General features: G+C 37.6%; 10 protein-coding genes, 2 tRNA genes and 3 rRNA genes. 7 read left to right on the top strand and 8 right to left on the bottom strand.

What is annotated here, in order from left to right; genetic code table 11:
- Nucleotides 1-27: 27 nt before the first annotated feature.
- The 3 genes from MTQ00_RS21020 (at nt 28) to MTQ00_RS21010 (ending at nt 5,716) form a co-directional block, all read left to right on the top strand.
- Nucleotides 28-2,310 (top strand): DUF7619 domain-containing protein, encoded by a 2,283-nt coding sequence (locus MTQ00_RS21020; protein WP_273650887.1) that lies wholly within the window; start codon nt 28-30, stop codon nt 2,308-2,310.
- Nucleotides 2,311-2,401: 91 nt separating this feature from the next.
- Entirely contained in the window at nt 2,402-4,954 is a 2,553-nt protein-coding gene (locus MTQ00_RS21015; RefSeq protein ID WP_273650886.1) for a DUF7619 domain-containing protein, read from the top strand.
- 114 nt (nt 4,955-5,068) lie between these two features.
- On the top strand, nt 5,069-5,716 hold the full coding sequence (locus tag MTQ00_RS21010) for an MgtC/SapB family protein (protein WP_172284681.1): 648 nt from the start codon (nt 5,069-5,071) through the stop codon (nt 5,714-5,716).
- A 24-nt stretch (nt 5,717-5,740) separates the two neighbouring features.
- Here MTQ00_RS21010 and MTQ00_RS21005 read toward each other — a convergent pair whose 3' ends face one another.
- Nucleotides 5,741-6,223 carry a copper resistance protein NlpE gene (locus tag MTQ00_RS21005; RefSeq protein ID WP_172284679.1) on the bottom strand — a complete coding sequence of 161 codons (483 nt, stop codon included), beginning with the start codon at nt 6,221-6,223 and terminating at the stop codon, nt 5,741-5,743.
- Between the two features lie 160 nt (nt 6,224-6,383).
- Between MTQ00_RS21005 and MTQ00_RS21000 the strand changes: the two genes are divergently transcribed.
- Nucleotides 6,384-8,522, top strand: a complete 2,139-nt coding sequence (locus tag MTQ00_RS21000) for a S46 family peptidase (protein ID WP_273650885.1) — start codon at nt 6,384-6,386, stop codon at nt 8,520-8,522.
- A 175-nt stretch (nt 8,523-8,697) separates the two neighbouring features.
- Nucleotides 8,698-9,492, top strand: a complete 795-nt coding sequence (locus MTQ00_RS20995) for a hypothetical protein (protein ID WP_273650884.1) — start codon at nt 8,698-8,700, stop codon at nt 9,490-9,492.
- Nucleotides 9,493-9,729: 237 nt separating this feature from the next.
- Here MTQ00_RS20995 and rrf read toward each other — a convergent pair.
- The 7 genes from rrf to MTQ00_RS20960 all read right to left on the bottom strand — a co-directional run bounded on the left by rrf (nt 9,730) and on the right by MTQ00_RS20960 (nt 19,556).
- Nucleotides 9,730-9,838: ribosomal RNA gene (gene rrf / locus MTQ00_RS20990) — 5S ribosomal RNA — on the bottom strand.
- A 161-nt stretch (nt 9,839-9,999) separates the two neighbouring features.
- Nucleotides 10,000-12,754 (bottom strand): 23S ribosomal RNA (locus tag MTQ00_RS20985).
- A 172-nt stretch (nt 12,755-12,926) separates the two neighbouring features.
- Nucleotides 12,927-13,000, bottom strand: a tRNA-Ala gene (locus MTQ00_RS20980).
- 86 nt (nt 13,001-13,086) lie between these two features.
- Nucleotides 13,087-13,160: transfer RNA gene (locus MTQ00_RS20975), tRNA-Ile, on the bottom strand.
- Nucleotides 13,161-13,374: 214 nt separating this feature from the next.
- A 16S ribosomal RNA gene (locus MTQ00_RS20970) occupies nt 13,375-14,891 on the bottom strand.
- Together the 16S, 23S and 5S rRNA genes with 2 tRNA genes alongside form the textbook arrangement of a ribosomal RNA operon.
- A 593-nt stretch (nt 14,892-15,484) precedes the next feature.
- On the bottom strand, nt 15,485-16,399 hold the full coding sequence (locus MTQ00_RS20965; protein WP_273650883.1) for a metallophosphoesterase family protein: 915 nt from the start codon (nt 16,397-16,399) through the stop codon (nt 15,485-15,487).
- A gap of 289 nt (nt 16,400-16,688) precedes the next feature.
- Nucleotides 16,689-19,556: a M16 family metallopeptidase gene (locus MTQ00_RS20960; RefSeq protein ID WP_273650882.1), complete on the bottom strand. Its 2,868-nt coding sequence runs from the start codon at nt 19,554-19,556 to the stop codon at nt 16,689-16,691.
- 281 nt (nt 19,557-19,837) lie between these two features.
- On the opposite strand from MTQ00_RS20960, the gene MTQ00_RS20955 reads away from it, so the two are divergent.
- Both MTQ00_RS20955 and kdpA read left to right on the top strand, forming a co-directional pair.
- Nucleotides 19,838-21,163, top strand: a complete 1,326-nt coding sequence (locus MTQ00_RS20955; RefSeq protein WP_273650881.1) for a sigma-54-dependent transcriptional regulator — start codon at nt 19,838-19,840, stop codon at nt 21,161-21,163.
- A gap of 442 nt (nt 21,164-21,605) precedes the next feature.
- Nucleotides 21,606-23,300: a potassium-transporting ATPase subunit KdpA gene (gene kdpA, locus MTQ00_RS20950; RefSeq protein ID WP_273650880.1), complete on the top strand. Its 1,695-nt coding sequence runs from the start codon at nt 21,606-21,608 to the stop codon at nt 23,298-23,300.
- The last annotated feature ends 22 nt before the right edge of the window (nt 23,301-23,322 follow it).

Genomic DNA, 23,322 nt, shown 5'->3' with positions numbered 1-23,322 from the left:
AAAAAAATAACTACTAACTAGTAATACATGAAAAAAATCTACTTAATCATTTCTCTGATTATATTTGCTATGTTTCAGGCACAGATTGTGAATATTCCAGATGCTAATTTTAAAGCCAAACTTCTGTCAGCAAACACAACAAACGGGATCGCATACAACAATAACCACCAAAAAATTGTAATTGATACAAACGGAGATAGTGAAATTCAGGTTTCAGAAGCATTGAATGTATCAGAACTTTTTATTCCCGGTCAAACAGGTAATATGATTGCTGATCTTACAGGTATCAATCAGTTTACCAATCTTACGGCTTTAAGTGCTTTTAATAATGCTTTGACTAATCTTCAAATAACAGGATTATCCAACCTTACACTTATACATGTAGCCAACAACAATCTTACTAACGTTTCTTTTGATAATTTGAACAGTCTGCAGACTTTATCTATCGCTAACAATCAACTTTCTGGTTTCTCAATTACTAACTCCCCCAATCTACAAAGTCTCTCATGTAGTGGAAATCAATTAGTATCGGTAGATATTTCCAATTTCCCAAATCTGGTCACTTTAGAATGTAATAATAATTTAATTACAACATTAATTTTAAATAACAATAATAATTTGACAAACATTGTTGCTTCACATAATAAGCTTGTAACCATTCCGTTTGGGGAGGCTCCTAATGTGGCAAATTTATATATTGATTATAATCTTTTTACTACTATTGATGTGGGACAACTTACACAGCTTGGTAATTTTAATTTTTCTAATAATCCCAATCTCGTAAGCTTTAATATTAAGAACGGAAAAAATAACTATACTCAAGGAGCAACTCCATATTTTTCAAACACACCAAGTTTAAGTTATATATGCGTTGATGATATCGAGTTGGGAGCGATAAATGCACTGGTCAATTATTACAATCAGCCTAATGTTGTATTAAACTCATATTGTTCTTTTGCTCCCGGAGGAAATTCTTATACCATACAGGGAAGCACGAAATATGATTCCAATAATAATGGTTGTGACATCAATGATCCTATAAAAGCGTTTCAAAAATTCTCAATAACAAATCCTTATAATGCCGGTAATATGATAGCAAATGCTTCAGGAAATTATTCAATTCCAGTTCAAGCCGGCAATTATACCATTACACCTGTAATAGAAAACCCTACTTATTTTAATATTTCACCAACAAATGTAACTGCAAATTTCCCTACACAAACAAGTCCCCTTACTCAAAATTTTTGCATGTCCGCCAATGGAACACATAACGATCTAGAAATTATCATTATTCCTGTGACTGCTGCTGTACCAGGTTTTGATACAAAATATAAAGTTTTTTTCAAAAATAAAGGTAACACATCACAATCGGGAACTTTGGTTTATAATTTTGATGACAATCTAATGAATTATCTAAACTCCACGATTGCTCCAAACACTCAGTCAACTGGAATATTATCCTGGAATTTTACCAATATTTTACCCTTCGAGACTAAAGAAGTTACATTAACCTTTACATTAAACACACCAACACAAACACCACCCTTAAATGGCGGAGATCTATTGCACTACACAGCACAGATTAATGGAGGTACAGATGATACACCAACAGATAATATATTTACTTTAAATCAACCTGTAGTTAATTCTTTTGATCCCAATGACAAAACATGCCTTGAAGGAACCTCAATTGCACAAGCAAAAGTTGGAGATTACGTTCATTACCTAATCAGATTTGAAAATACAGGGACAGCCAATGCGAAAAATATTGTGGTAAAAGACGAAATTGATCTTACGAAATTCGATTTATCCAGTTTGATTCCTCTTAATGGAAGCCATAATTTTGTAACGAGAATCAATGGAAATGTAGTCGAATTTATTTTTGAAAACATTCAGCTTCCTTTTGATAATGCGAATAATGACGGATATGTTTCATTTAAAATCAAAACAAAATCTAATTTGGTTATCGGAGATAGTTTCAGTAATACAGCCAAGATCTATTTTGATTATAATGCGCCTATCATTACGAATACTGCTACAACTTCTGTTCAGAATACCTTAGGAACATCCGAAATTACTAATGATAAAGACCAGTTCAGTATCTATCCGAATCCGGTAAAAGATATTGTATTCATAAAGTCAAAAGAGAAGATTGTAAAGGCAGAAATCTATGATACAGCAGGAAGGATTTTAAATTCAATAAGCGTAAGCAATAATTCTGTCAACACCTCTGAACTTGCTAAAGGAAGCTATATGATCAGATTGTTTACAAAAGATCAGGTTATGGTACAGAAATTCATAAAAAATTAATTTCAATTAAGTATATTTTTTAGATACCATTAAATAGCAATTAAGTAATGCTAAAATAACTCACATAAAAAATGATAAACCAATAAAATTTATGAAAAAACTTTACCTCATTCTTTTCGTAAGTATTCTGCCTATATTTAAAGCACAAATCTTAAATATTCCAGATCCGAACTTTAAATCTTATTTATTATCTGCAAATAATACAAATTATATCGCTCTCGACGTTAACCACAATCCTGTTGCTATAGATCTTAACGGCGACAACGAAATTCAGGCTAGCGAAGCAAGTTTAATAAAAACTCTTGATATTAATGGAACAACGAGTACAGTGGGATCGCAAATCGGCGATATTACAGGTATTAAAAGTTTCACAAATCTTACGAAACTCTCTGTACAATTTATACCGAACAATAACTTCACCTCTTTTGATGTTAGCGGGATGACTTCCCTTACAGAATTATTTGCTGCTGGTTATTATCTTTCAGCGCTTAATGTAGATAATTGTACCGGTCTTAAGAAATTGAATATTCAAGGTGGAAATTTCCAAACACTTACTTTAAATATTCCCTCTTTAACACATTTGTCTATTTCAGAGTATTTAAATTATTTAAATTTTCAAGGTTGCCCAAATATCAAAGTCCTAAATTTAGAACGAGTATTGCTAAGTAATATTAATCTAAGCGGTATAAATAATTTAGAAGAAGTTACGATTTCAAGTTACGGTTATTCATGGTTAAATAATACTATAAATATTAGTGGCTGTAATGATTTAAAAAAAATCTCCCTTTTTGGCCCGGACATACAATCTTTATCTGTTTCCAATAACCCATTGCTCACAGAAATTACCTCCAATTATAGCACTACAGTTCCTAATGTAACGATATCTAACAACCCACTACTAAAAAGTATTTCACTGGTTGATAATGAAATTACAAACCTGACAGTAACCGGATCCCCATTGCTCGAAATTTTTGATGTTGATGAAAATGCTCTTAACAGTATTGATTTAACAGGTTTTCCTATTCTTACAACTGTAAAGTGTTCAGAGAACCAACTCACATTATTAGATTTGAGTTCTAATCCTTTACTTTCTTACTTAGATTGTTCGGATAACAATATAAAGATTTTAAATTTTAAAAATGGAGGACAAGGTGTTCCATATAATTTCAATATTGATGATAATTCAGAATTACAATATGTATGTTGTGATTTACAGCATACCAATGCTGTTTTATCCTACTTGAATATGTATGGTTATACTAATGTTAATGTTAATTCTTATTGTTCTTTTACTCCTGGTGGAACTTTTTACACCATAAATGGAGACACAAAATACGATTCCAACAATAATGGCTGTGATATTTCGGATCCAGGAAAAGCATTTCAAAATTTCTTGGTTACAAGTGGGTCCTCCACTGCTAATTTTATTGCAAATTCGGCAGGGGTCCATTTCATACCGTTACAAGCTGGAACTCACACTATTAGTCCTATACTCGAAAATCCTACTTACTTTAATGTCTCGCCAGCAAATTTAATAACCACCTTTCCTACTCAAGCAAGCCCATTTACACAAAACTTTTGTTTAACGGCTAATGGAATACATAATGATTTGGAAATTATGATTATTCCAATTGAATCAGCAAGACCTGGATTTGATACAAAATATAAAGTTGTTTACAGAAATAAAGGAACTTCGGCACAATCAGGAACCTTAGCTTATAATTTCAATGACAATCTAATGAATTATCTAAGCTCCACGATTGCTCCTAATTCACAGTCAACTGGAATCTTATCCTGGAATTTCAACAATATCTTACCTTTTGAGACTAAAGAAATTACAGTAACCTTTAAATTGAATACTCCTACACAGACTCCTCCTTTAAACGGTGGTGATGTACTGCATTACACAGCACAAATCAACGGAGCTACAGATGATACTCCTTCAGATAATATATTTACATTAAACCAAATCGTTGTCAACTCTTTTGATCCTAATGATAAAACCTGTCTGGAAGGCTCTTCTATCACTCAGGCACAAGTCGGAGATTATGTTCATTATTTGATGAGATTTGAGAATACAGGAACGGCCAATGCTCAAAATATCGTAGTAAAGGATGAGATCGATACTTCAAAATATGATATATCCAGCTTAGTTGCACTGAATGGAAGCCATAATTTTGTAACGAGAATCAATGGAAATGTAGTCGAATTTATTTTTGAAAACATTCAGCTTCCTTTTGATAATGCGAATAATGACGGATATGTTTCATTTAAAATTAAAACAAAATCTAATTTGGTTATCGGAGATAGTTTCAGTAATACAGCCAAGATCTATTTTGATTATAATGCGCCTATCATTACGAATACTGCTACAACTTCTGTTCAGAATACCTTAGGAACATCCGAAATTACTAATGATAAAGACCAGTTCAGTATCTATCCGAATCCGGTAAAAGATGTTTTATTCATTAAGTCAAAAGAGAAAGTTGTAAAGGCAGAAGTCTATGATATAGCTGGAAGGATTTTAAATTCAATAAGCGTAAGCAATAATTCTGTCAATATCTCTGAACTTGCTAAAGGAAGCTATATGATCAGATTGTTTACAAAAGATCAGGTTATGGTACAGAAATTCATAAAAAATTAAATCACTTTACATCAATAAACGAAAGACTGCCTTAAGAAGCAGTCTTTTTTTATATGCTTGAACGATCACGTAAGAATTTATTGTATTTTTATTCAAGGTTTTAATTATACATCCATGGATTTTCTACAAGATCACTATTCCATTCAAAATGAACTGATACTGATATTTATTTCAGTTATGCTCGGGCTTTTTATCGGTGCTGAACGTGAATATAGAAATAAGTCTGCAGGACTTCGCACGTTTATTCTGGTATGTTTTGGATCTTGTCTTTTCACCATATTATCAATCAAAATAGGAGTTCAGAATCCAGATCGTCTGGCAGCCAATATTATTACCGGTATAGGTTTCTTGGGAGCAGGAGTTATTTTCAAAGGAGATAATAAAATCGATGGAATTACAACGGCAACAACCATCTGGGCAACTGCTTCAATAGGAATGGCTGTCGGTTCAGGATATGTATACTTTTCGTTGCTGGGCACTACATTGGTTCTTCTTGTCTTGAGCTCGTTAAGTTATTTGCAGAATTTTATCGACAATAATCATAAAATCAGGGAATATAAAATATCTATCTCCGCTTCTGATCACATCAGTCATTGTGAGGAATTATTCAGGAATAATCATTTAAAGTTTCTTATCATGAGACAGCAATATTCCAAAGACAGTTTAATTACGACCTGGAGACTTACGGGGAATACCCGGCAACACGAGCTTTTGATTAAGCAAATGATGAATGACCCTAAAATTATGTCCTATCAATTTTAAAATAAAAAATAAAGGCAGCAGCCTTTATTTTTTCTTGAAAACATACAGATCTTTATTGGGACCGGTAATTTCCTTTCCATTCAAATCAAGCTGAGTAAGATGGTTTTCACCGACCTTGTATTTGTAATTAGCGGATTTTCCTTTTAAAGTCACAATACTGCCCGTTTTATCCCACTCCAAGGTTCCTTTATCTTCATTCTTTGATTTTCTGTCGATATATTCTTCTGTAATATGGAACGTATTATCCTTATTCAATGTGAGAGAAGTTTTGATCCCCGGGCAATCTGCACATGGAACCACAGCCTCATAAGTTCCGTTCCAATCCAATGAATTCTGAGAGTTATGCCCATCAATCAAAGCGTTGCCAGCCACTGAATCCAATGGTTTTTGGATCGAAGCTGAATCTGTTTCCGGGGCAGAAAATATTTCTCTTTGTTTTTCTTTGGGTGAACATGAAGCCAGTAATATGGCCAGTACAGTTCCGGATAAAAAAGTTTTGTTTTCCATAAATATTATTTGTTTCTGGTCATTAAATAACGGGATCCATCCCATTATATTTTTTAATACAAAATATTAAATGCCATTATCTATGAATCTACCTCGTTTTCAGGATGACTTGTAACTTATAATCCTAATTTTCTTCGTAAATTGGACAAAATTTTTGATTATGATAAAAAAGATACTTTTATCTGCATTTCTTTTGCCTGCCGCAATGGCTTTTGCCCAACAATATGGGGGAATGTGGATTCCAACGGAGCTGAATGAAAAGGAAATGAAAGACCTGGGAATGAAAATCTCTGCAAAAGACATCTTCAATCCTCAAAAGGCCAGTATTAAGGATGCCGTTGTTCAATTTAACGGTGGCTGTACAGCAGAAATTATTTCTCCAAAAGGACTTTTATTAACCAATCATCACTGTGGCTTCGGACAAATTCAGGCACATTCTACAGTACAAAATGATCTTCTTTCCAATGGATTCTGGGCAACGAATATGAGCACCGAGCTTCCTAATCCCGGATTAAAAGTAGATTTTATTGTAGATATCAAAGAAGTAACCAATCAAATTCTGGAGGGTACGGATCATCTTTCCGAACCTGATCTTTCAAAAAAAATCAACAACAATATTGAGATATACAAAAATTCTCAAAAAATAGAAAATTATCAGTCTATCACTGTAAAGCCTATGTATTATGGAAATAAATACTATGCTTATACAATAGAAACTTATAAAGACATCCGTTTGGTAGGAGCACCGCCACAAAGTATAGGAAAATTCGGAAGTGATACGGATAACTGGGTATGGCCAAGGCATACGGGAGATTTCTCTATGTTCAGAATTTATGCAGATAAAAACAATAAGCCTGCAGAATATTCCAAAGATAATGTTCCTTATGTACCTAAACATTTTCTACCTGTTTCCATCAAGGATAAGAATGAAAATGATTTCACATTTGTATTTGGCTTTCCGGGAAAAACCACTGAGTATCTTCCATCAATTGCAGTTGAAAAAATCATGAATGAGATTGATCCTGCAAAAATTGCAGTCCGCGATGTCGCTTTAAAGACTTTGGATGAAAAAATGCGTGTGGACAATGCAACACGTATTAAATATGCTTCTAAATATGCTTCAGTGGCAAATTACTGGAAAAAATGGATTGGAGAAGTAGAAGGCCTGAAAAAGTCTAATGCTGTAGAAAAGAAAGTAATGTACGAAGGATCTCTGGTAGCTAAAAATCCGGAAATCAAAACAACATTAGACCAGCTGAATAAGCTATACACTGAGCAGGCTCCTTATGCTTTAAATAATGCCTATTATTCTGAGTTAATTAAAAATGCTGAGACATTAGCATTAGCTAATATGTATTCCAACTATATCTTATCCGTAGAAGCAGGAAGAATGGATGAGAAGGAAATTACAGCATTTAAAAATAAGCTGACTTCTTTCTATAAAGATTACAGTCCGGAGCTTGATGCAAAAGTAACTGCAAAGCTCCTTGCTCTGTATGCCAACAAAACAACCGCTCAGTTTTTACCAGCGGGATTTGATAAATTTAAAAACGAAGCACAGAACATTCAGAATATCGAAGAGATTTCTAAAAACTCTATCATTACCGGCAGAACAGCTGTAAATGGAGCTTCTTTAAGTGCAGATATTGACAAGGCATTTTCTAATCAGGATAAACTGGTAAGAACATTAAAAAAAGACCCTGTTTATCAATTATTTTCAAATATCAAAGACACTTATTCAAAAACAGCTGATCCTCAGTATACCTCAATCCAGACAAAAATTGATGCGCTGCAGAAAAAATTCATGCAACAGCAAATGTCGACCGATAAAGACAGAAAATTCTTCCCTGATGCCAACTCCACACTTCGTGTGACTTACGGTAAAGTAAAAGGTTCAAATCCGAGAGATGCTGTTTCTTATGGTTATCAAACTCATTTGGCAGGAGTTATAGAAAAATACATTCCGGGGGATTATGAATTTGATGTTCCTAAAAAGTTAATCGATCTTTACAATAAAAAAGATTTTGGAAATTATAAAGATAAGGGAGGTGATGTTCCTGTAGGATTTACGGCCACCAATCATACCACAGGGGGAAACTCAGGAAGTCCGGCTCTTGATGCTTACGGAAATCTAGTAGGATTAAATTTCGACAGACAATGGGAAGGAACTATGAGTGATATTAATTATGACCCCCGTTTTAGCAGAAACATTATGGTTGACACCAAGTACATTCTATTCATCATTGAAAAATTTGCCGATTCCAAGTGGCTGATTGATGAAATGAAAGTTATCAAATAATTCTTATCCATAATAAGATGTTTTAAACCCTATCTAAAGTTAGATAGGGTTTTTAATTGAAAAGATAATCTTTCCTTATCCAGGAGCAGTTAAGCGCAATTTAAGGATAGGTAAAATCTATATAAAATAACATACCGATCACTGAACAGTATGTATTTTTAATAAAAACTTTTTTATGAATGATAACCATCTTAAAATGTGTACGGAATGTGGTATACAATATCCGGAAAGCTATCAGGGCAATCTTTGCCTAATTTGTAATGACGAAAGACAATCAGTCCCTCAAAGCGGACAATCGTGGATTACCCATGAAAAGCTTCTGGAAAAGCATAGCATAAAAATTAAAAAACTAAATAATAACCTTTACGAACTGGTTGTTAATCCGAGGTTTTCTATTGGACAGCGGGCCTTGCTGGTACTTTCTAAAAACGGAAATATATTATGGGATTGCATTCCCCTTCTTGATGAAGCGGCTATTGCATTTATTAATTCTAAAGGGGGCTTAAAAGCTATTGCTTTCTCTCATCCGCACTATTATTCCAATATGAAAATGTGGGCAGATACCTTTAATTCTAAAATTTATATTCATGAAAACGATAAAGAATGGGTTGTAAATGGAGGTGATTTTGTAGAATACTGGACCGGTCATCAGCTTAATCTATGGAATCAATTAAAGCTTCACAATATTGGTGGCCATTTTGAGGGAAGTTCTGTCATAGAAATACCATGGATGAGCGAAAACGGAACGCTTTTAATTGGGGATACCATGTATCTTTCCCCATCTATGAATCATTTTGCCACAATGAGAAGCTATCCCAACAGAATTCCTCTTCCTTTGAACGAAATTAAAAGAATTGAAAAATGTTTTGAAGAAATAAACTACGATACCATCTACGGCTTTTATTCTTATCAGAATGTAGAAAAGAATGCCAGAGAAATTGTAGAGAAGTCATTTAGCAGATACCAGTGAGGAGTGAGGAGTGAAGAATTATGAATGATAAATAATAAATGATGATTGATATTTGATGGATGATCTTTTATCATTTATAATTCATCATTGATCAGTTATTACTTATTAATAGCCACTTATCATTCATCAATGATCATTTATCTTTTATTCCTATGGTATGGTAGGTATAGATATGTATAGGTATAGTTATAAAACAAAAAAGTCTCATACAAATTCATGTATGAGACTTTTAATAAAAACTGGCGGCGACCTACTCTCCCGCTTGTCGCAGTACCATCGGCGCTGGTGGGCTTAACTTCTGTGTTCGGAATGGGAACAGGTGAGCCCCACCGCTAAAACCACCCTAAAGAAGGTATATAAGATATCAGAGGCTAGATTTCAGATTTCAGACTCATTATAAAGTCTGTCATCTGATGTCTTGTATCTGACATCTGTTTTATCGGTAAATTTCATCACAAAGGCAAAACCAGTATTGCACTTATAAGACTTGAACTAGTGTAACCTATAGGCTATAAATCTACGGGTAATTAGTACTACTCGGCTATGCTGTTACCAACTTTACACCTGTAGCCTATCAACGTGGTCATCTCCCACGACCCTTAAAAGATGTCTCATCTTGAGGCGAGTTTCGCACTTATATGCTTTCAGTGCTTATCTCTTCCAAACATAGCTACTCAGCGGTGCACCTGGCGGTACAACTGATACACCAGAGGTTTGTTCAATTCGGTCCTCTCGTACTAGAATCAAGCCCTCTCAAACATCTAACGCCCGCAATAGATAGAGACCGAACTGTCTCACGACGTTCTGAACCCAGCTCGCGTGCCACTTTAATGGGCGAACAGCCCAACCCTTGGGACCTTCTCCAGCCCCAGGATGTGACGAGCCGACATCGAGGTGCCGAACCTCCCCGTCGATGTGAGCTCTTGGGGGAGACTAGCCTGTTATCCCCGGAGTACCTTTTATCCTATGAGCGATGGCCCTTCCATACGGAACCACCGGATCACTATGTCCTGCTTTCGCACCTGATCGACTTGTAGGTCTCACAGTCAAGCACCCTTATGCCATTACACTCTACGCACGGTTACCAAGCGTGCTGAGGGTACCTTTGAAAGCCTCCGTTACTCTTTTGGAGGCGACCACCCCAGTCAAACTACCCACCACGCAATGTCCTTCCTAAAGGAAGTTAGGCTCCAAGTAAGTAAAGGGTGGTATTTCAACGTTGACTCCACAAACACTAGCGTGCCTGCTTCATAGTCTCCCACCTATCCTACACATTACTTACTCAAAGTCAATACGAAGTTATAGTAAAGGTTCACAGGGTCTTTTCGTCCCATTGCGGGTAATCGGCATCTTCACCGATACTACAATTTCACCGAGCTCGTGGCTGAGACAGTGCCCAGATCGTTACACCATTCGTGCAGGTCGGAACTTACCCGACAAGGAATTTCGCTACCTTAGGACCGTTATAGTTACGGCCGCCGTTTACTGGGGCTTCAGTCAAACGCTTCGCTTACGCTAACGCCCTTCCTTAACCTTCCAGCACCGGGCAGGTGTCAGACCCTATACAGCATCTTTCGATTTAGCAGAGTCCTGTGTTTTTGATAAACAGTCGCCTGGGCCTCTTCACTGCGGCCACCATTGCTGATGGCGTCTCTTCTTCCGAAGTTACGAGACTATTTTGCCTAGTTCCTTAGCCACGACTCACTCGAGCACCTTAGGATTCTCTCCTCGACTACCTGTGTCGGTTTTGGTACGGGTTGCTTCACTTCGGCTTTTCTTGGAAGCACTTTCCCTGCAGCAGCTTCGCCCGAAGGCTAGGCCTTGACTATTCCGTCAGTCTCCAGCAGGTACGGCACTCCGTCCCCTTTTTAGTGTGAGCAAGTATGGGAATATTAACCCATTGTCCATCCACTACCCCTTTCGGGTTCGCGTTAGGTCCCGACTAACCCTCAGCTGATTAGCATGGCTGAGGAAACCTTAGTCTTTCGGTGAGGGGGTTTCTCGCCCCCTTTATCGTTACTTATGCCTACATTTTCTTTTCTGTCCGCTCCACAATACCTCACGATACTGCTTCGGCGCAAACAGAATGCTCCCCTACCAGATGTACAATGTACAAATCCATAGCTTCGGTAATATGTTTATGCCCGATTATTATCCATGCCGGACCGCTCGACTAGTGAGCTGTTACGCACTCTTTAAATGAATGGCTGCTTCCAAGCCAACATCCTAGCTGTCAATGCAGTCCAACCGCGTTGCTTCAACTTAACATATATTTGGGGACCTTAGCTGTTGGTCTGGGTTCTTTCCCTCTCGGACATGGACCTTAGCACCCATGCCCTCACTGCTGATCAACATTTATTAGCATTCGGAGTTTGTCAGGAATTGGTAGGCGGTGAAACCCCCGCATCCAATCAGTAGCTCTACCTCTAATAAACTTATAATCAACGCTGCACCTAAATGCATTTCGGGGAGTACGAGCTATCTCCCAGTTTGATTGGCCTTTCACCCCTACCCACAGGTCATCCGAAGACTTTTCAACGTCAACCGGTTCGGTCCTCCACTCTGTGTTACCAGAGCTTCAACCTGCCCATGGGTAGATCACAAGGTTTCGCGTCTAATCCTACTAACTATCCGCCCTATTCAGACTCGCTTTCGCTCCGGCTCCGGACCTGAAGTCCTTAACCTCGCTAGTAAAATTAACTCGTAGGCTCATTATGCAAAAGGCACGCCGTCACCCAACTTGTGGGCTCCGACCGCTTGTAGGCGTACGGTTTCAGGTTCTATTTCACCCTTCTATTCGAAGTGCTTTTCACCTTTCCTTCACAGTACTTGTTCACTATCGGTCTTTCAGGAGTATTTAGCCTTGGAGGATGGTCCCCCCATATTCAGACAGGATTTCACGTGTCCCGCCCTACTCATTTATCATCTATATATACCTTTCGAATACCGGGCTATCACCGTCTATGGCCGCACTTTCCAGTACGTTCTTCTAAATATATAAAGACTTTTGGGCTAATCCGCTTTCGCTCGCCACTACTTACGGAATCTCTTCGATTTCTTTTCCTCCGGGTACTTAGATGTTTCAGTTCTCCGGGTTTGCTCCTCTTACGAGGTAATACATCTTCAATGTATTGGGTTGCCCCATTCGGACATCTGCGGATCAATTCGTGTGTGCCAATCCCCGCAGCTTTTCGCAGCTTACCACGTCCTTCGTCGCCTCTGAAAGCCTAGGCATCCGCCATACGCCCTTAACGATTTCTTTCCTATTTTTAGGTTACTCAAGCACTTATAAGTGCTCGGTTTTCTCTTTGTGATGTCTTTACCGTTAATGTCAATGATCTTTATTTCTTCTGTATTAATGTAAAACGTATTCATGTATCAATGACGGCTCTCGTCATGAGGTTTACATGCTTCTTTTTTACATATACAAACTGTGGAGAATAAGGGAGTCGAACCCTTGACCTCCTGCGTGCAAGGCAGGCGCTCTAGCCAGCTGAGCTAATTCCCCCTCTAGTAGACTTCAGATATCAGATCCTAGATCTCAGACTTAATGTCTCATGTCTTATATCTGATCTCTTCCCGTCTTATAATTAGTAGTCTCGGGCAGGCTCGAACTGCCGACCTCTACATTATCAGTGTAGCGCTCTAACCAGCTGAGCTACGAGACTTTGTTTTAGATGTTAGATTTTAGATATCAGATGTTAGACTAATCTCTAACTTCTAATTTCTAACTTCTTTTCTAAATCTCTTCCCTTTTACTAATTTCTAGTGGGTGTTGTATTTTTTTATATATCAACCAAATAAAAAACTAAAGCTTCTCTTTAAGTAAGTACATGGTACACTTAAGTACCTTTATTTTGTTTAACGTTCTTCAACGCTCTAAAATGAGATGTTCCAGCCGCACCTTCCGGTACGGCTACCTTGTTACGACTTAGCCCTAGTTACCTGTTTTACCCTAGGCAGCTCCTGTTACGGTCACCGACTTCAGGTACCCCAGACTTCCATGGCTTGACGGGCGGTGTGTACAAGGCCCGGGAACGTATTCACCGCGCCATGGCTGATGCGCGATTACTAGCGATTCCAGCTTCATAGAGTCGAGTTGCAGACTCCAATCCGAACTGAGACCAGCTTTCGAGATTAGCATCCAGTCGCCTGGTAGCAGCCCTCTGTACTGGCCATTGTATTACGTGTGTGGCCCAAGGCGTAAGGGCCGTGATGATTTGACGTCATCCCCACCTTCCTCTCTACTTGCGTAGGCAGTCTCACTAGAGTCCCCAACTGAATGATGGCAACTAGTGACAGGGGTTGCGCTCGTTGCAGGACTTAACCTAACACCTCACGGCACGAGCTGACGACAACCATGCAGCACCTTGAAAAATGTCCGAAGAAAAGCCTATTTCTAAGCCTGTCATTTCCCATTTAAGCCTTGGTAAGGTTCCTCGCGTATCATCGAATTAAACCACATAATCCACCGCTTGTGCGGGCCCCCGTCAATTCCTTTGAGTTTCAAACTTGCGTTCGTACTCCCCAGGTGGCTAACTTATCACTTTCGCTTAGTCTCTGAATCCGAAAACCCAAAAACGAGTTAGCATCGTTTACGGCGTGGACTACCAGGGTATCTAATCCTGTTCGCTCCCCACGCTTTCGTCCATCAGCGTCAGTTAAGACATGGTAACCTGCCTTCGCAATTGGTGTTCTAAGTAATATCTATGCATTTCACCGCTACACTACTTATTCCAGCTACCTCTACCTTACTCAAGACCCGCAGTATCAATGGCAGTTTCATAGTTAAGCTATGAGATTTCACCACTGACTTACGAGTCCGCCTACGGACCCTTTAAACCCAATAAATCCGGATAACGCTTGCACCCTCCGTATTACCGCGGCTGCTGGCACGGAGTTAGCCGGTGCTTATTCGTATAGTACCTTCAGCTACCCTCACGAGGGTAGGTTTATCCCTATACAAAAGAAGTTTACAACCCATAGGGCCGTCATCCTTCACGCGGGATGGCTGGATCAGGCTCTCACCCATTGTCCAATATTCCTCACTGCTGCCTCCCGTAGGAGTCTGGTCCGTGTCTCAGTACCAGTGTGGGGGATCACCCTCTCAGGCCCCCTAAAGATCATTGACTTGGTGAGCCGTTACCTCACCAACTATCTAATCTTGCGCGTGCCCATCTCTATCCACCGGAGTTTTCAATATCTAATGATGCCATCAAATATATTATGGGGTATTAATCTTCCTTTCGAAAGGCTATCCCCCTGATAAAGGTAGGTTGCACACGTGTTCCGCACCCGTGCGCCGCTCTCTAGATCCCGAAAGATCTATACCGCTCGGCTTGCATGTGTTAGGCCTCCCGCTAGCGTTCATCCTGAGCCAGGATCAAACTCTCCATTGTATGTTTGTCTGACTCACTCAAAGTTTTGACGCTTTAGTTTTTCCTTACTTGGTTGTTATATTGTATTTCAATGATCTCTTTTCTTCCGCTTTTCTCTAAAGCTTTTTCTCTGTCGTTATTGCTTTAGATTTGCGAGTGCAAAAGTAATTAATGTTTCTGAACTGACCAAATGTTTTTGAAGAAAATTTTAAAGTTTTTTTCTGTAACCTTAATCCCTCTTTAACACTTATCTCAATTTTACTCCGCGCTCCCTTAATTGGGACTGCAAAGATACAAACTTTTCTCAATTTTCAAAATAAATTATTATTTATTTTTTTTAAATCTTTCGTTTATAATTACCCTCTTCTGCGCTACCTACTATCTCTCGTTTTCAGTGGGGCAAAAGTATAAACTTTAATGATACCGGCCAAGCTTTTGATAAACTTTTTTAACACAATATCCATAACTTATTGACTACCGGAGACAAAACTTTTAATTGGTATTGTAAAAATTAAAAATAATAAGACAATCCAGATTTCAGAATGTTTATAAAGTACTATAAAAAACAAATACTGACTTAAAAAGCCGGTCTTCGTTTACATAATATATAGGTATTAATAATGATGAATTATGTATTCATTCTCAAATGAGCCGTCATCATAAAATTTTAATATAGCATATCCCGGTGGTGTTTCCTGATAATAGAAAGGTTTCGCGGAACGCTTGTCTCCTTCCCCCCACCAAAATCCTGACATAGCTCCGTTACAGAAATAATATACATCATTATACCATGCTCTGTCGAGGAGATGCTGATGACCACTAAGACAGCCTTTCACTTTATCTTTATGCTTATAAAACAAGTCTTTCAATGCATTATGGTCTTTATGCTGCCCTCCTTCCCAGGATCCTGTAACCGTAAGTATAGGATAATGCGACATAATTAATGCATATTCTCCCTGCGGAATATTTTCTAATTGTTGTTTCAGCCAGTTCATTTGTTCAGGATCCAGGGTAATACCAGAGTTATTGCCATCCAACATTATAAAATGCCATTTCTCTTTTTTAGTACTGTAATAACGCTTAGGCATTTTAAGTCTTTTGGCCGCATAGGGAACTCCATGCATTTCATCTGATTTTTCACTTGCCCACCAGATGTCATGATTTCCGACGCAACTATACATATCATAGTCTGCAATTTCCTTCATACAGTTATCCCAGGCATTCCACTGGTCATATACTTCCTGACGGGTAGAGTTTTCCCGGTCCACAGCCATAATGGAGTCTCCTGTGTTAAGGAAGAAATCTACTTTCCTGTTTTTGATTTCTTTAAGACATTTTACAAACCGCTCCATTATTTTAGGATCTGCCGGTAAGTGTACGTCTGTAATGTGAGCTACAGTAAACAGCAGTTTCTTTTTTTTGCTTATATCATCCTTCGGAGCTTCGGCCAGCAAGCTGGCTGCAGGTCCTCCCAGAAGTACCCCTGAAATGGCAAGCGGAATATTTGTCAAAAATTTTCTTCTTTTCATAGTCAATGTTTCTCTGATACCAGCGTTCTATATAATTTTATCTTCAAAGACAATACAGCAACAGTTCCATATACAGAATACCAATAATATTTCGGTGGACAAATTTGACTCAATATTTACAAATAAGAATTTCTTACATATTATAAAATTGTTAAGCTCCCATTAATTTTTTACTGCAGTGTTCAATAATGCAGAAAAAAGCATAGCTTATGTTTTTAATCAAAGGTTATGAAATATTAAACCCCGAATTTCTTCGGGGTTTAATATGATTAGTATAATATATTAATATCTAATGTCCAAAAATATCTTTTAAACTGACTTCTTTAAAACTCCCCATTTTATTGACAGCGTCCATATCAAGATTTTCTTTTTTACCAAGAATAGCTGTATTAAAACGCAAGGGTTTTATTTCTGTCCGGTAAAATTCTTTTATCCCGTTAAAATCCAACTTTTGAATTTCCTCATACATATCTTTTCTGAAATCATGATTAATTCCGATTTTCTTTAATCTTAATGTATTAAAGAAAATGTTAGTTCTGGTAATTCTCGTAGAAGCGATCTGCTTCAGAGCTGTACTTTTTGCATTTTCAAATTGGATGGGCACTTCAGGGAGTTCGTTCATCAGTTCAGACATCGTATCTACAGCAATCTGTAGCTTATCAGGCTGTGTCCCAATATATGTCGTTACATAATCCGGGTGTCCGGATTCTGAATTTGCAGCATAAGAAACGTATGCTGAATAGGCTAAGCTCTTGCTCTCCCGGATCTCCTGAAATACAATGGAAGACAATCCCCGTCCAAAATATTCGTTGAAAACGTTAATCTTACCCAAATTAGCATTATTGATATTGTGCCCTCTACCTATTTTGCTCATTTCAACCTGTACCATATCATAATTGATGAAATTCACTTTCCCATCGGTTTCAGGCTCGGGATACTTCTTAGGCTCCGGAATTTCCAGGCTTGAAACCTCAACATAATTTTCAATATACGTTTTGAAATTCTCCAAATTTTTTCCGTAGAAGAATATCTGATATGGAAACGCGAACATTCTTTTCATTCTGTCCGTAAATATTTCAACTTCACTGTTTTGAAGCTCCTCTTTAGAAATCACATCTGTAAACCTGGAAAATTCGCCCAACTTGGTGTAATTCGTTAGAGCTGTCATAATCCGGTTTTTATCTTTTTTCATCGCTTCACGGTTTTCAAGAACTGTTTCTACAAACTGTTTGTAGATTTCCTGATCCGGCTTTACTTTATACATCCAATGCTGAAGAAGTCGAATTCCTTTTTCAATGTTTTCCTCCAAACCGCTCAATGAAACCGTTAACTGATCATTGGTCGTTTTAAAATCATTACTCACACCAATTTTAAAGAACTCTTTCTTCAGATCTTCAGGAGCATAATCTTCAGTTCCCAAATATTGTAGCAGCTGCGTTGATATTGCCAGATCACGATCATGATCGCTTCCAAGCGGGAAAATGAAATAGACCTGTGCTATATCGTTATATTTGTTTTTGACAAAGCTAAGTTTCTTATCCTTAACCTGTCCGGTTATGATCTCTTTATCATAATCAATAAATTCAGGTTGAATATCTTCCGTTTTTTCCGCTAAAATCTGTTTTAAAAATTCCGATTGAGCATCTCTGTTAATTTTAATCGGTGTAATTCCGGGGTTTTCAACCCTGATCAGCTTGTCATTAACTCCTTTTTCCTTATTTATCAGAACATAATTGTCCTTAAAAAAATCATTGGCAAAATGAATAACATCCTGTTTTGTGAATGAAGCATATACATCCATTTCATTAAGCTCCTCTTCCCAGGTTCTTCCTTTTATATAGGTATCATAGAGATTGGTAGCCAAACCATCAGCGGTTTCAAGAGCCTTCATTCTCTGAAGTTTGAAATCATTGATGATGGCAGGAAGCATCCAATCCGGAAACTCTCCCCTTTTGATCAGTTCTATCTGCTCCAAAACCATATCCTTTGCATCTTTCAAAGATTGGGTTTCTTTAGGAACGGCTACAATTGAAAAATATCCATATTGCTTTAGTCCTACTGAAAATGCCTGAGCCCATAACATCCGTTGGGTCTGATTAATATTAAGGTCCAGTAATCCGGCTTCTCCCCTGTTACTCATAATATTTGCAGTAATATCTGCCAACATAGCTTCCCGGGTTCCATAGCTATCCGTTCTCCAGGCCATCTGAACCCTCGGTGTGGTCGGACTTTTTACAGTTCTTTCTACAATTCCCCGGAGAGGCTGTTCTACCACCGGAGTTTTCTTTGGTAATTCTTTATAAGGAATCGTTCCGAAATATTGATCGATAAGCTGAATCGTACGTTCATAGTCAAGATCACCAACCATGACCATGGCATAGTTATTAGGAACATAGTATTCATCGAAATATTTGTGAATCGCCTTCATGGAAGGATTTTTCAAATGTTCGGCTTTTCCCAGAGTTGTTTGCTGGCCATTGGCATGGATAGGAAAAAGAGCATCCATCAGCTCATAATTTACTAACCTGGAGTCATTATCCTGCGCCCGGTTAAATTCTTCGTATACTGATTCCAGCTCGGTATGAAAAAGACGTAACACAATTTCTGAAAATCGCTCTTTTTCAACTTTCAGCCATTTCTCAAGCTCGTTACTGGGAATGTTGTTTTTATAAACCGTCTCATCAAACCACGTATGCGCATTAGTTCCGCTTGCTCCCAATGATGAGATCACTTTATCATATTCATTCGCTATAGCATATTGACTGGCCTCCTGAGATACCTCATCTATTTTTTTATAGATTTCTTTCTTCTTTTCAGGATCGGCCTCCGCCTTATGTTGTTCGTACAATTCTGAAATCTGATCTAACAAAACCTTTTCTTTTTCCCAGTTTTGGGTTCCGATTCCTGAGGTTCCTTTAAACATCATATGCTCCAGATAATGGGCTAGCCCTGTATTATCAGAAGGGTCATTGTTGCTTCCGGTTCTTACGGGAATATAGGTCTGAATCCTTGGTGAATCAAAATTCTGGGCAAGAAATACTTTTAATCCGTTTTTAAGGGTATAGATTCTGACTCCGTTTTCATCGTGAGTAATGGTTATATATTCGTAGTTGTTTTTATCAGTATGAATTGTTTCCTTGTATCTTTTGTCCGTCATATGTAAATTCATTTTCATTCATTAAAACAGAATGCTTTACAAATGTAAGGAATACTAAAAGAAAGCATATTACTTTTATAATTATTACATCTATGATGGCAATTCAAAAAGTGGAATTGCTGAGTTGCCAATTTGCCGAATTGAAAAGGCTATTTATTACCGACAGGATCATATAGTACTTTATCCAATAATACATTTTACAATAAATAAAATCTCTCACATTCGGTTTGTATCTGTAAGTTTGATTAAGTTTGCATCAGGTTTTACCTAAAATTTATACCATGTCCGGAAATATTCTGATCATCGATGATGAGCTTAAACTTCTCAAACTTTTGGGAATGATCCTTTCTCAGGAAGATTTTAATGTTAAAGAAGCTTCTACTGCCCGTTCTGCCATGACGATGCTTGAGCAATACGAATTTGATGTCGTTTTAAGCGATGTCCGGCTTCCGGATGCATTTGGAGTTGAGCTTGTAAAATCCATTAAAACAAAATATCCGCATCAGGAAGTTATTCTTATGACTGCCTTCGGAAATATTACGGATGCTGTTCAGGCAATGAAAAACGGCGCCTACGATTACCTGGTAAAAGGGGATGATAATGATAAAATTATTCCTTTGGTGTATAAAGCACTGGATAAAGTAAAGGATAATAAATCTAAAATTGTCCAGAAGAAGGATTCACAAAAAGGATTTAATCAGATCATCGGTCATTCACCTGCCATCCTGGAGGCTAAAAAATTAGCGGAAAGGGTTGCTCTAACGGATGCTACGGTACTTTTAACAGGAGAAACCGGAACAGGAAAGGAAGTCTTTGCCAACGCTATCCATGATGGAAGTGAGAGAAAGAAAAATAATTTTGTTGCCATCAACTGTTCTGCATTCAGCAAAGAAATTCTTGAAAGCGAACTTTTTGGCCATAAACAAGGCTCATTTACGGGAGCGGTAAAAGACAAAAAAGGTTTGGTAGAAGAAGCTAATGGCGGGACTTTATTTTTAGATGAAATAGGAGAAATGCCTATGGAGCTTCAAGCTAAATTACTCCGTGTTCTTGAAACCCATGAATTCATTAAAATGGGTGAAACCAAGGTTTCGAAGTCAGATTTCAGGTTGATCGCTGCTACAAACAGAAACCTGGAAGAAGAAATAAAACAAGGAAACTTTAGAGAAGACCTGTATTTCAGGTTGAATGTCTTTGAGATTAGCCTACCTCCTCTTCGTGAAAGAAAAGAAGACTTAAAAATTCTTGCAAAGAATTTTATTGATATGTTCTCTCATAAATTGCACCTCAGCGCTGTACAGGTGTCTCCCGAGTACTATAAAACACTGGAAAAAAATGACTGGAAAGGGAACATCCGCGAATTGCGAAATACGGTAGAAAGAAGTTTGATATTAATGAACGAGAATATTCTGAATGCTGAGAGCCTTCCGCACTACTCAGAAAAAGTGACTGGTGATAAGGATTCTTTAAGCATCCGTTCCTTAGAAAAAGAACATATACAAAAAGTTTTACATTATACTAAAGGAAACAAAGCCGAGGCTGCAAGACTTCTGGAAATCGGTATTGCCACATTATACCGCAAGCTGGAAGAATACGGATTACGATAAAAACGAGCCTATCATTTTAATAAAGAGCCTATCATTTTGATAGGCTTTTTTGTTTTCAACACCTTTTCAAAATACCAATAAAACACTGTAATACAAAACATTAAAATAAAAAACAAAAGAATGGATTCTTTTTTGGCATTAAGGATAACATAATAAATATTTTAAAATGACTATTTCAAAAAAAACATTCAAAACACGGCGTCATTCGAAGTTCAGCTTCCTGATCGTGTCTTATGTACTGTTTACCCTTTTAACCTTAATTATGATAAGATGATGTTGATAATTTTATTAGTCCTGAGCGCCATTTTATTTTGGCTATTGTATAAGTCCGTTGAATTTTTTGATAAAATATAAAGCTATGTGGAGTTTGTTTTTTCTTTCAATACTAGCCTTCGTGTATATCTGCTATGTTCTTATAAAACCAGAAAAATTTTAATCTATCATGAACACAGAAATTTTAGGCATCATAGCGATGTTTGTTATCACATTGGTAATAGGAATATTTTTAGGAAAATATATTGCTAATGTTTATGGCCATAAAAAAACCTTTTTGGATCCTGTTTTCCAGCCCATTGAAAAATTAATTTATAAAATATCCGGAATTAACCCTAACCGTCAAATGACATGGAAGCAAAATATGTTTGCCATGTTGAGTATCAATCTGGTTTGGTTGATTATTGGATTTTTCATTTTACTCAATCAATCCTGGCTTCCTTTAAATCCCGACGGAAACCCTAATATGTCTCCCGATCTTGGTTTTAATACGGCAATATCATTTTTAGTCAACTGTAACCTTCAGCATTATTCAGGGGAAACGGGAGTCAGTTATTTAAGCCAGCTGTATTTAATGTTTCTTCAATTTGTAACTGCTACAACCGGAATGGCAGCTATGGCTGTACTTTTCAAAGGATTTAAAGAAAAGACAACAACAGAATTGGGAAACTTCTTTGATTTTTTTACTAAATCCATGATCAGAATCCTGATCCCAATAAGTATTGTTGTTGCTCTGATTCTTTCTGCCAACGGAAGTCCGATGACTTTTGAAGGAAAAGATCACATCACTACTCTGGAAGGACAAAAAGTTGATATCTCCAGGGGACCCGCCGCGGCTTTTATTGCCATCAAGCATTTGGGAACTAATGGTGGAGGCTTCTTTGGAACCAATTCGGCACATCCTCTTGAAAATCCTAATTACTTAACTAATATGACAGAAATGGTCACTCAGATGATCATTCCATTCGCTTTGGTATTCGCATTGGGATTTTATTTAAAAAAGAAAAGACTTTCATGGACGATATTTTCAGTAATGACCATAGGCTTTCTGGCATTGGCCACTCCTACCATCTTAAATGAAATCCATGGAAATCCACTGATCACACAGATGGGTGCTGATCATCAGTTAGGTGCAATGGAGGGCAAAGAAATACGTTTTGGAAGTGCTGCTTCGGGATATTGGAGTATTGCTACAACTGTTATTTCTACAGGCTCAGTCAATGCAATGCATGACAGTATGATGCCTCTTTCAGGAATGAATCAGCTTCTTGCCATGATGATCAACTGTTTTTACGGAGGTTGTGGTGTCGGAATTTTAAACTATTTCATTTTTATTATTCTGGCTGTATTCATTAGTGGATTAATGGTGGGAAGAACACCCGAGTTTTTGGGTAAAAAAATCGAAGCCAAAGAAATGAAAATTGCGATGATTGTGGCTTTATTTCACCCGTTTTTAATTCTTGTGGGGACAGCATTAACGGCTTATTTCCCTGAGTTCGGGGCCAAAACGCTGAATAACCCGGGATTCCATGGCTTCAGTGAAATGCTATATGAATTCACTTCTTCATCTGCCAACAACGGATCAGGGTTTGAAGGATTAGGCGATAATACTCCATGGTGGAATATCTCTACAGGAATCGTACTGCTGCTTTCAAGGTTTATACCTATTATCGGTCCTATCGCAATTGCAGGATACCTGGCTCAGAAGAAATATATCCCTGAAAGTGCCGGTACTTTAAAAACAGATACTGCAACTTTCGGATTTATGACTCTCGCGGTGATACTTCTGATAGCAGCATTATCTTTCTTCCCTGCATTGACACTGGGACCTATTGCAGAGCAAATCCAGTATTTTTCTAAATAAACGTGAACACTACCAAGTAAAA

This window comes from Chryseobacterium sp. B21-037 (assembly GCF_028570785.1).
In the GTDB taxonomy this organism is placed as follows: Bacteria; Bacteroidota; Bacteroidia; order Flavobacteriales; family Weeksellaceae; genus Chryseobacterium; species Chryseobacterium proteolyticum.
This window is presented reverse-complemented; position numbering and strand designations above follow the sequence as displayed.